General features: G+C 60.0%; 10 protein-coding genes. 3 read left to right on the plus strand and 7 right to left on the minus strand.

The window, feature by feature from the left end; all coding sequences use genetic code 11:
• Nucleotides 1-50: 50 nt before the first annotated feature.
• The 6 genes from hybE to hybO are packed head-to-tail and all read right to left on the minus strand — an operon-like array spanning nucleotide 51 to nucleotide 6,164.
• Nucleotides 51-611, minus strand: a complete 561-nt coding sequence (hybE, locus tag AB5Y81_RS03790; protein WP_279484222.1) for a hydrogenase-2 assembly chaperone — start codon at nucleotides 609-611, stop codon at nucleotides 51-53.
• A complete protein-coding gene (locus AB5Y81_RS03795; protein WP_005301934.1) occupies nucleotides 593-1,123 on the minus strand; it encodes a HyaD/HybD family hydrogenase maturation endopeptidase in 531 nt (176 codons plus the stop codon). Before AB5Y81_RS03795 ends, hybE begins: the two co-directional genes overlap by 19 nt.
• Entirely contained in the window at nucleotides 1,123-2,826 is a 1,704-nt protein-coding gene (hybC, locus tag AB5Y81_RS03800; RefSeq protein WP_279484221.1) for a hydrogenase 2 large subunit, read from the minus strand. The genes AB5Y81_RS03795 and hybC overlap by 1 nt, the downstream gene beginning before the upstream one ends.
• Nucleotides 2,823-4,010: a Ni/Fe-hydrogenase cytochrome b subunit gene (gene hybB / locus AB5Y81_RS03805; protein WP_206220243.1), complete on the minus strand. Its 1,188-nt coding sequence runs from the start codon at nucleotides 4,008-4,010 to the stop codon at nucleotides 2,823-2,825. Before hybB ends, hybC begins: the two co-directional genes overlap by 4 nt.
• On the minus strand, nucleotides 4,003-5,028 hold the full coding sequence (gene hybA / locus AB5Y81_RS03810; RefSeq protein ID WP_279484220.1) for a hydrogenase 2 operon protein HybA: 1,026 nt from the start codon (nucleotides 5,026-5,028) through the stop codon (nucleotides 4,003-4,005). The genes hybB and hybA overlap by 8 nt, the downstream gene beginning before the upstream one ends.
• A 2-nt stretch (nucleotides 5,029-5,030) precedes the next feature.
• A complete protein-coding gene (hybO, locus tag AB5Y81_RS03815) occupies nucleotides 5,031-6,164 on the minus strand; it encodes a hydrogenase 2 small subunit (RefSeq protein ID WP_252600698.1) in 1,134 nt (377 codons plus the stop codon).
• 1,059 nt (nucleotides 6,165-7,223) lie between these two features.
• On the opposite strand from hybO, the gene alr reads away from it, so the two are divergent.
• Nucleotides 7,224-8,336, plus strand: coding sequence for an alanine racemase (alr, locus tag AB5Y81_RS03820; protein WP_279484219.1), 1,113 nt, complete (start codon nucleotides 7,224-7,226; stop codon nucleotides 8,334-8,336).
• 132 nt (nucleotides 8,337-8,468) lie between these two features.
• Here the strand turns inward: alr and AB5Y81_RS03825 are convergent, their stop codons facing one another.
• A complete protein-coding gene (locus tag AB5Y81_RS03825; RefSeq protein ID WP_010633704.1) occupies nucleotides 8,469-9,320 on the minus strand; it encodes an alpha/beta fold hydrolase in 852 nt (283 codons plus the stop codon).
• Between the two features lie 45 nt (nucleotides 9,321-9,365).
• On the opposite strand from AB5Y81_RS03825, the gene AB5Y81_RS03830 reads away from it, so the two are divergent.
• Together AB5Y81_RS03830 and AB5Y81_RS03835 are read left to right on the plus strand one after the other, a co-directional pair.
• On the plus strand, nucleotides 9,366-9,944 hold the full coding sequence (locus tag AB5Y81_RS03830; RefSeq protein ID WP_279484218.1) for a TetR/AcrR family transcriptional regulator: 579 nt from the start codon (nucleotides 9,366-9,368) through the stop codon (nucleotides 9,942-9,944).
• 395 nt (nucleotides 9,945-10,339) lie between these two features.
• A partial coding sequence (locus tag AB5Y81_RS03835; RefSeq protein ID WP_368146554.1) for an IS1595-like element ISKpn3 family transposase occupies nucleotides 10,340-11,131 on the plus strand: 792 nt, incomplete at its 3' end.

Genomic DNA, 11,131 nt, shown 5'->3' on the forward strand with positions numbered 1-11,131 from the left:
GAGTGAGGGGCCAAAACGGCCCCTATTCTAAACCTGATTGCAGATGAGACCTAGCGCTGGGTGTCGCCCACAGGGTCGCCACGCCGGCCGCTGAACAGGCGACGCCGGCTCAAGTTCACGCCGCCCTCCCCCTGCTGCACCGGAAGCGAAAGCAACATCTTGAGGGTGCTGCCCACCAACGCTCGCCCCTCGTCAGCCCCCAGATGCGGGTCGATGGGGGACATGAGCGAGCAGGCCAGCAACTGCCCCGTCTCGGGCAATGCCCCCACCATAAAGGTCAGGTTGCCGCAGGGGAGCTGCAGGGCGAGCCGAGCGCTGCTGCTGCGTACCGGCCAGAGTTGCTCGGGCCCCGGCAGCACCACCACGCTCAGCATCCAAGGGGTGAGCACGCAGCCGAGCCACTGCCCTTCAAACAGGGTGCACTCGGCGACTATGGGCATGGCCGGGTGATAGAACGGCAGCGCCTGCATCTCTTGCTGCGCGATCCGCTCGTACTGGGCTACCAGCAGCGGCGCGGGATTGGTGACAAAACCGGCAAACTCCTGCGCCGGCTCTTTCGCGGCTTCGTTCACTGTCTTGTTCACTACCTCATTCACAATGGATTGCGCCATACGCCCTCCCGCGCTCGCTCGGCCTTCTCCTGCTCAGAGAGCGGGATGGCCGGTGCCCCCAGACTGGCCAGCAGGGTCAAAATCCGATCCGTCGCCTCCCCCATGGCAGCCGCCACCACAGGGGTGAGGCCGATGCGGGGCTCGAGGGATTCTGGCTCGACCCCGATCAGGGTGAGCCGCCTGGGGGATTCCCCCGTCATGTGCAGCGCCGAGAGCACATCCGCCAGCCCCAGCTGATGGGGAGAGATCTTGCGACCGAACAGGGTCGGGATCTCCTCATCCTTCAGGGTCACCACAGTACCCGGTGGATTGCCGCTGCGCACCGCGTCCGCCAAGATGATGTGGTCGCGACTGGCCATGGCTTCGAGCAGTTCCATGCCGGCGGTGCCGCCGTCAAGCAGCTCGATGCCGGGGGCGAAACGGTAGTCACGCTCCAGCCCCTCGACGATGCGCACACCGACGGCCTCGTCACTCAACAGCAGGTTGCCCACGCCCAGGATCAGGGTGTTCATCACAGCACCTTCACCTGAGTCGTTTCACCACTCTGGGTATCCACCACGTGCACCGCGCAGGACATGCAGGGGTCGAACGAATGGATAGTGCGCACCACCTCCAGCGGCTTGGCAGGATCCGCCACCGGGGTGCCTACCAGGGATTGCTCGTAGGGGCCGGGCTCGTCGTTGAAGTTGCGCGGACCCGAGTTCCAGGTCGACGGCACCACCGCCTGATAGTTCTCGATCTTGCCGCCCTTGATGACGATCCAGTGGGAGAGCATGCCGCGCGGCGCCTCTTCAAAGCCCACCCCGCGAAACTCCTTGTCCGCCGGGATCTCGGTCTTGATGTAGGCGCTGACATCCCCCTTGCCGATGTTGTCCACCAGCGCCTGCCACTGATGTGACAGGGTGTCTTTCAGCACGCAGCAGCGCACCGCCCGGCCGATGATGCGGCCCAGGGTGGAGTGCAGCTGTTCGGTCTTGATGGCTGAACCGGTGAGCGTTTTATAGAGGCCGTTCAGCTGATCGAAGTGCGCCACCGTCTCCGGGTGCTTGGCAGCCAGCTTGACCAGCAAGTCGGCGAGCGGCCCCACCTCCACCACCTTGCCGTAGAAGGTGGGGGATTTGACCCAGGAGTACTTACCGTCATCCTGCCAGCCGGTGTAGTTGGGCTCGGTCTTGCCCTCCCAGGGCTTGAGGGGTTCGTCATCCTTGTACCAGGCGTGCTTGTTGCTCTCGGCGATGCCATCCATCAGCCAGCCATCCTGATGGCTCTCGATGGGGCGATAGCCGGCCAGATCGCCATTCTCGATGTAGCCGCCCGGCATCAGGAAGCTGCCGCCGTCACCGTCGGTGGGGAGCTCAGGCACGCTCAGGTAGTGCTTGGCCCCCTGCCCCAGGTTCAGCCACTCGGGGTAGTGGGCGGCTATGATGGCGGCATCCACCTTGTAGACCTGCTCGATAAACTCGCCGAGCCGATCGATAAAGCTCTTCACGTAGAGCAGCCGCTCCAGGTTGAGCACACTCGGCGCATCCAGGTTGATAGGGTTGGCCACCCCGCCCACCGCCAGGTTCTGGATGTGGGGAGTCTTGCCACCGAGGATGGCGACGATGCGGTTGGCATCGCGCTGGCATTCCAGCGCCTGCAGATAGTGGGCCACGGCGATGAGGTTTACCTCCGGGCTCAGCTTCATCGCCTTGTGACCCCAGTAGCCGTTGGCGAAGATGCCGAGCTGGCCGCTGGCTACCAGCGCGCGGATTTTATCCTGCACCTTGGTCAGCTCGTCGGCGCTGTTGAGGGACCAGGTCGATACCCCCTTGAGCAGGTCGGCCGCTTTTTGCGCATTGGCCTCAAGGGCGGCGGTGATGTCCACCCAGTCCAGTGCGGAGAGCTGATAGAAGTGGACGATGTGATCGTGGATGTTGTGGGCCGCGATGATGAGGTTGCGGATGTACTGGGCGTTGACCGGCACCTTGGCGCCGATGGCGTTCTCCACCGCCCGCACCGAGGCGATGGCGTGAATGGAGGTGCACACCCCGCAGATGCGCTGCACTATCATCCAGGCATCGCGCGGGTCGTTGCCCTTGACGATCTCCTCCATCCCGCGCCACATGGTGCCGGACGACCAGGCCTTGGTGACGACGCCGCCTTCGATTTCACAGTCGATACGCAGGTGACCCTCGATGCGGGTGATGGGGTCTATGGTGATACGTTGGCTCATACGTTGGCTTTCCCTCGGGCCTGATAATCTTGGTGAACACGTTCAAGTGATGGCAGTACCGGCAGCAGCCGGATCAGCAGCAAATAGGCACACACCTCGATGGCGACGAAGCCCAGGGAGATCAGCACTTCCGCCGCGGAGGGGAAGTAGTGGTAGCCATTGCCGGGGTTGAAGGCGAGCAGGGAGTAGTCCAGTCGCCAGAGGGCGGCGCCCAGCAGCATGCTGAGGGCCCCCAGGAACAACATGCGCGAATCGCGGCGGCTCTTGTCCCAGTGGAACACCAGCAGCGGGAAGATCATCAGCGCGATCTCGCTCCAGAACATCAAGGCGTAGCGATCCCACTGGGAGAGGTACTCCGACTTGTCGCTGATGACGATCTCGGCAAAGCGCAGCGCCACGAACAGGATCAGGAAGATGTCGATCACCTGGGTCAGTTTGTAGAACAGCGACTTCTCGTTGGGGCCGCGCCCCGCCAGTCCCGCCTGCACCAAAGATCCTTCAAACACCACGATGGAGAAGCCCATGATGAAAGCGGTCAGAAGCGAAAAGACCGGCAGCAGCTCGTAGCTTTGCCAGAGCGGATGGATCTTCTGCCCCGCCACTATCATCAGGGATCCCATGGAGGATTGGTGCATGGTGGGCAGCAGGGCCCCCAGCGCCAGGATGAAGAACATGATTTTGTTGAGCCGCGCCATGGAGGCCTTCCAGCCGAACTTCTCCAGCAGCACGGGGGCAAACTCCAGCGCCATCACCCCGATGTAGATGGTCATGCAGACCGCCGTCTCGAACAGCACCGAGGAGGTGTTGAAGAAACCCGGAATGTAGAAGTAAGGCAGGTTCCAGTAACGGCCGACGTCGATGGTGATGGAGAGGCCGCCCAGGGAATAGCCGAACAGGCTCGCCAGCAGGGCCGGTCGCACCAGCGGGTGATACTCGCCCCGGTTGAAGACGTAGACCGCCCAGGCCAGCGCCCAGCCACCGCAGGCGAAACCGGTGCCGATCAAAAGGTCAAAGGAGATCCAGAGCCCCCAGGGGTAGCCGCCGTTCAGATCGGTCACCGAGCCCAACCCGAAGATGAGACGTTTGAGGATCAGCATGCCGCACAGGATGACGAACGGCGCCAGCACCATGACCGGCCAGCTGACCAGTCTGCCCCCCAGTGGATGTGCCTTGTGATTACTCATGGGTTTTGCCTCCCGATTGCTTGTCATGGCCCGCGTGCGAGTCATGATCGTCGCCATCCTGATGGTCCTTGGTGTTGCGGCGAATGAGCACCGAGAGCCCGGTCAGCACCACCAGCGGCAGCACCATCCCCTTGTAGAGGGTGTGCTGGATGTGCTCGGAGCGGGCACCGGAGGAGAGCTCCGGCAAGTCAGGCATGCCGAGCTTGCTGTAGGGCACCCCGGCCAGCACCAGCACCTGGGTGCCGCCCCCCTCCTTCTCGCCGTAGACGTAAGGCTGGTAGTTGGGCACCTCGTGCAGGTAGGGGTCGTTGGCCTGGAAAGTCTGGCGCGGGTAGGCATATTCGCTGCCCGGGGTGGCCAGCAGCCGGCGCTTGGCCTCGGCCATCAGCGCCTCGCGGGTGCCGAAGATGACGGCGCCGGTGGGGCACACCTCGACGCAGCCGGGCAACTTGCCCTGATCGATGCGCTCAAGCCCCTTCTGGTTGCAGAGCTCGCACTTGTGGATCGCCCCGAACGGATTGTCGTAGTCATATTTGGGCACGTCGAACGGGCAGCCCACCATGCAGTAGCGGCAGCCGGTGCAGACGTCCGGGTCGTAGTGGACGATGCCGGTCTTGGGATCCTTGGTCAGCGCCTGCACCGGGCAGACGGAGACGCAGTTGGGATCGACACAGTGCATGCACTGCTTCTTGATGTAGGCATAGCCATCCACCAGCTGATCCTTGTGCTCACCCGTGCCGCTCTTCCACACCTGAATGATGTTGTTGGTGTAGGGGCTCAGCTTGTCGTTGTTGGACCAGGTTGCTTCCCCGGCCGGATTGGCCGGGTTGCCGTTGAGGCGCTGGCACTCCGCCACGCAGGCCTGACAGCCGATGCAGAGGGTGGAGTCGTAGAGCATACCGAGCGCACCGGGGATGGGCGGCTTGTTCTGTGCCGCCGCCAGGGCAGTGCCGGAGACGGTGGTGCCAGCCGCCAGCGCACCGACGGAGGCGAATTTGAGGAAGTTGCGTCTGTTCACGGTCACTCCTCCCGTGAGGTGTGCTGTCCGGCTTCATGGCGCTTCTGCTGGCGACCGAGCTCGCGCACCGTCATCAGACTCACCCCGACCAGCACCCCGAGCGCCCCACCGATAAGGCCGGTGGCGGTGGGCGACATGTGTCCTCCCTCCTGGATGGCCACGTCGGGCTTGTTCACCCGCGGGGTGGGATTCTCTACCTTGGCGAGCTGGAAGATCCCCTTGCTGAAACCCACCCCCTGCTCGTTGCAGCCGTAGCAGGGGTGGCCGATGCCCACCGGCCAGATGCCGCCCCCCACGTCGCAGAACTCCAGGGTCGAGCAGTTGCCGTAGGTCTCCGGCCCCTTGCAGCCCAGATGATAGAGACACCAGCCCTGACGGTGACCCTCATCACCGAACTCCTTGGCAAAACGCCCTGCGTCAAAGTGCGGACGGCGCTCGCAGTTTTCGTGGATGAGCCGCTCATAGGCAAACAGCGGGCGATTCTTGGCATCGAGCGCCGGCAGCTTGCCGTAGGTGATGTAGTAGGCGACCGTAGTAAGGAAGTTGTGGGGATTGGGCGGGCAACCCGGGATATTGATGATGGGAGTGCCAATATTGCCGAGTGCCTCTTCAAGACTGACTGCGCCGGTCGGGTTACCGCCACTGGCGGGGACGCCGCCCCAGGCGGCACAGGAGCCGATGGCAATGACGGCAGCCGCATCGGCAGCCGCACGGCGAATATGGTCGACGATGGGCTCACCGGCCACCATGCAGTAGATGCCGCCATCTTTAAGCGGAATGGAGCCATCCACTACCAGCACATACTTGCCCTTGTAGCGGGTCATGGCATTGTGCTTGTTCTCTTCAGCCTGATGGCCAAATGCTGCCGAGAGCACCTCATGGTATTCGAGGGAGATAGTATTGAGGATCAGGTTCTCGATGGTGGGGTGAGTGGCCCGCAGCAGCGACTCGGTACAGCCGGTGCACTCCTGCGCCCCTATCCAGATCACCGGTGGCCGCTCGGGGCTGGTGAGCGCGGTGGCCATCTTGGCCACGGCATGCTGGCTTAACCCAAGGGTTGCGGCCATCCCGGCGCACAATTTCATAAAGTCACGGCGATTAATTCCATGAGCCGATAAAAAAGTATCCTCGACCATTCTTTTTATTCCCGTAGTGAGCACTTGTTTGATAAATGCTTAATAGCGGAAATGCTAAGTACTCCCCCCCGGCATTGTGTTGATCTCCATCAAGTGACGGGACATTACTCAAATAGAAACTCATCACAATTAATTTAAAAACTTCATATGCAGCATATACTTACAAAACCATCTCGAGGAGATAAAAATACCCAATAGGGGGTATTTTAGCAGTTTAAAGAATTAACATCATTTAAATTATCCGTTAATTCGTGATGTTAAATAATCAGAATGAAAGCGTTGTCACACTATTTTACAGGATCTTTATGTTACCAGCCATAGGCTATTTTACCTCGCCAAAAGTGGTTGATAATATATACCTTTATATTTGTATTCTTATATGTAAACAAGTGGAATGGACGCGCTAACGATATTTATTATCAGCTTTAAAAAATAACTCGCCCTGCTGTTCAAGGCTGATCTTCGCCGCTTGATTAATTAACCGGCCCACATCCATGCCTCACCATCCTGGCCACGGATGATCTGCCTCCCCCGGCCGCGTGCGCCACCAAACCCCGGCCACCAACCTTCTTGCTGGCGTACACCACTCACCGGCTCGACGGGATGCCCTCTTCATCCGGCAGTGCCACCTTACCCCCCCATGGATCTGGCAGCCTGCTTTTCTCCTCTGCCATGCGCCTGCCCGCATCTTGGCCAAGGGTCGGTAACCTCGCCTGCGCGCAGACGGTACAAAAAACCGCCAGCAATGTGCGAAAAAGGCGCGATCCCCCTCTCGTTTGAAGGGGCAAAACCAGTGATAAATATTGCCCGATAGGGAGCCAGAGAAAGCGTCGGCAGGCGAATTTATACAGATGAATATCCCGTATTTTGACCATTTTCACATTCCCATCCGCCACATAATTTACCAACCAAAAAACAACTGATAACATCTTTTCACAATTTAAAGCATATAAAACAACATGGTTCGGTGACCCCCCGTTTGCCCGTCGCAGCCACTGGGATCACCGGATCAGGATTGAGACCAGCAGCCAACTTCTCATCGAGCAGACACCCGACCCCATGATGAACACAGTTACGGCCAGCATCGATCTCGATGCACTTCAGCACAATTTTGCCGTGGCACGCCGCCACGCCCCCCACAGCAAGATCATCGCGGTACTCAAGGCCAATGCCTATGGTCACGGGCTGCTGCCGGTGGCCGATGCCCTCGCCCAGGCCGATGCCTATGCCGTGGCCAGGGTCGAGGAGGCACTGGTGCTGCGTGCCAACGCCATCACCAAGCCCATTCTGGTGCTGGGGGGCTTCTTCAGTGCCGAGGCGCTGCCGCTGCTGGCCAAACACGATCTGCAGACCACCCTGCATACCTGGGAGCAGTTGGCGCTGCTCGAGCAGACCGCTCTGCCCGCCCCCATCAAGGTGTGGCTCAAGCTCGATACCGGGATGAACCGGCTCGGCCTGCGCGCCGAGGAGCTGCCCGCCTTTATCGAGCGGCTGAGTCATTGCCACAACGTGGTGCAACCGTTCCAGCTGATGACCCACTTCAGCCAGTCCGATGAGCAGGATACCCAGGCCACTCTGCTGCAGATCGAGGAGTTCAACCGCCTCTCTGCCCATCTGCCGGGCGAGCGGGCCATGGCCAACTCCGCCGGCGTCCTCGCCTGGCCGGCCTCGCGCGGTGACTGGATCCGCCCCGGCCTCATGCTCTACGGCGCCTCCCCCTTTACCGGCCAGCTCGCCGCCGACCACGACCTGCGTCCGGTCATGACCCTCAAGAGCCAGCTCATCGCCACCCGCGCCTGCCTGCAGGGCGAGGCAGTCGGCTATGGGGGTCACTGGGTGGCGAATCGGGACACCACCCTCGGCGTGGTGGCGGCGGGATATGGCGATGGCTACCCGCGCATGGCTCCCGAAGGGACCCCCATGCTGATCAATGGCCGTCGGGTGCCCATCGTGGGTCGGGTCTCCATGGACATGATCACCGTCGATCTGGGCCCGGCGGCCAGCGACAAAGTGGGGGACGAGGTGACACTGTGGGGGGAAGGACTGCCAGTGGAGCAGGTGGCCGAGAAGATAGGCACCATCCCCTACGAGCTGCTCACCCGCCTGACCAGCCGGGTGCATCTCGCGCATTGCGACAGCCGCGAACAGATGCCGATGTTGAAGCTGGCCTGAGCAATCAGGCTGAGGGCGGCCACCGCGAGGTGACAAACCGGCCCCTGATAAACAAAAGGCCCCGTCTTGCGACGGGGCCTTTGCCTGATGGGGAATTCAGGAGCAAGGTGCCACGACCTTATCCGCATGGACTCAGCGAATCCCCTCCAATGACTTGAACCAGGCGAGGCTGGCCTGCCACAGGGGCGTGGCAGACTTGCGAAAATAGCCCATATGGCCGATTGCTCCATCCAAAGTATGAGGAAAGAGATCAACACGCGTCACGGGAGCATTACTGTAGTGCTTCATGAAGGCGTCGCGTGATGCGGGCATCGCCCAGCGATCGTCCAGCGCATTGGCCGCCACAATGGGAGTCTGGACGCTTTGGTAAGCACGCTCGATGCCACGCATCGCCGGGTCGTCAAAGAAATAGTGACGAAAACGGCACCAGTACCGCCATTGTACAAAGGCGCCTTTTGGCAAATCTTCTCCCATGCCCAGCAGGCTCCACGCGCAATAGCCTTTCCACCAGGTCAGCAGCGGCAGCACTGTGTTCCACATGGTGAGCACCTTGAGCTGCTCGCTGAAGGGCATATAGCCGTGCCACCCGGCCCCGGTGCCGAAGACATAGAGCCCGGAGACTTTCCGATGATTGGGGAGCAGGCCGAAGGCGTGCCCACCATAGGAATGGCCGATGACGAACAGGGGGAGATCGTCCCCGCTCATGGTTTCCACTGCGGCGGCCAGATCGCGCCTTCCCCAATCGAGCAAATCCATCTCGAAGCCTTTGAGTGACGCGGGTTTTGACGCGCCTATGCCCCGGTAGTCAAAAGTCAGGGTGGTAAACCCTTGCTCACTGGCGAACTCGGCAAAGCGACGATAGAAGCCCTGCGGCACGCCAGTAGCCCCCGCGACGATGATCTTGCCCTGCACCTGCCCTGTTGCCGGGTACAGTTGCCCCTGGATCAGATAGTCATCGTCGGTGTGAAACGAGATAGCAGCCATATTCCTCCCTGAAGTATGACGATTGTCATAGCAAGAGGGTGCAGCGTGAAAGAGTGCACATCGACCGGGCGTCAACGGGTGATTGAGGCCGCTGCCGCCATGCTGGCACGGCATGGTTTGAGAGGGATCAGCATCCGTGAAGTGAGCAAGTTCGCCGATGCACCCCTGGGTTCCACGTATCATCATTTTCCCAGCGGCAAGAATCAGATAGTGACGGAGGCAATACACTGGGCCGGCGCCCAGGCATCCGAGCAACTGCAGCGCTGCCTGCAGGCCGATGCCTGGCAGGGTCTCGGTCTGTTTGTATCCCACTGGCGTGAGCGGTTGACGCAATCTCACTTTCGCGCGGGGTGCCCGATCGTGGCAGCGGCCATCGAAGCGCAGCATGAAGAGGATGGGGAGCCAATCAAGGAGGCGGTGGCCCAGGTCTTTGGCCACTGGCAACAGCTGATTGCCGATCACCTGATGGCACAGGGGCAGGCCGACGCCTCTGCCAGAGCCTGTGCGCTGGGGATCATCGCCAGCATAGAGGGCGCCATCGTGTTGTGCCGTGCCCATCAAAGCAGCGAGCCCCTGAATGCGGTATTGGCATGCTTACCCAGATTGATGGGCACCGCCGAGTGATGGCACGCCTTGGCACACAATAACGGGGCTATAGAGCACGGAGCAGCCCGGATACATGTCCGGCGGGGAAATCACTGCCCCTCGTTCCCAGGGGGATGATGCCGAGAGATTCATGACTAAATAAAACAAAAGGCCCCGTCGCAAGACGGGGCCTTTTGTTTTATTTGGCGGTGAGGGAGGGATTCGAACCCTCGATTTCACACACAAAATTCATGAAAATCAACCAGTTATGTTTTATTTTAAATCAAATAATGTCACGATAATGTGACATTGTCAATTAGCATGAAAAACTGGCTATCAGAACATCGCCAATAACAGAACCTGATTACCCATGATTAGCAGTCAGTTACCACGAACTATACTGATCTTACGTACAGTTATCGAGGTGCGAGATCATGGCCAAAAGCAAAATCCAATTCCAGAAAGGCTACAGCCTGTTTGAGTTTCTCAAGGACTATGGCACTGAGGCTCAGTGCGAAAACGCGCTGTTCACTTGGCGTTTTCCTAACGGCTTTGTCTGCCCTGAATGTGCCAACAAGACCTGTTGTCGCCTGAGAAGGCGGCCACGTGTGTGGCAATGCAATCACTGCCGTCACCAGATGTCATTGACTGGAAACACGATTTTCGCAAACACCAAGCTCCCACTGACCAAGTGGTTTCTGGCAATGCACCTGGTGTCACAAACCAAAACAGGCTTGTCAGCGATGGAGCTAAAGCGCCAGTTGGGCGTCAAATATGACACCGCCTGGATGCTCAAGCACAAGCTGCTGCAAGCCATGAAAGAGTCCGATGACAAGCAGCCCATCAGCGGCATCATTCAGCTCGATGATGTCTACTGGGGTGGCGAGCGCCGTGGTGGCAAACGGGGTCGGGGCGCGGCAGGCAAGACGCCGTTTGTGGCAGCAGTGGCCCTGAACAAGGAAGGACATCCAATCAAGATGCGGATGACGGTGGTCGATGGTTTCAAAACCAAGTCCGTTGCTGATTGGGCAAAACGGCATATTGCCAGTGGTAGCGCGGTGATATCCGATGGATTGGCCTGTTTCAAAGCGGTCAAGGAGGCCAATTGTGAGCACCTGGGTGTTGTCACCGGGGGCAACCTGGACTGGCTGGATCATCCGGCATTCAACTGGGTAAACACGATGATAGGAAATGTGAAAAACTCGCTGCGGGGCAGTTGCCATACG

This window comes from Aeromonas sp. s2, assembly GCF_040907935.1.
Taxonomy (GTDB): Bacteria; Pseudomonadota; Gammaproteobacteria; order Enterobacterales; family Aeromonadaceae; genus Aeromonas; species Aeromonas dhakensis.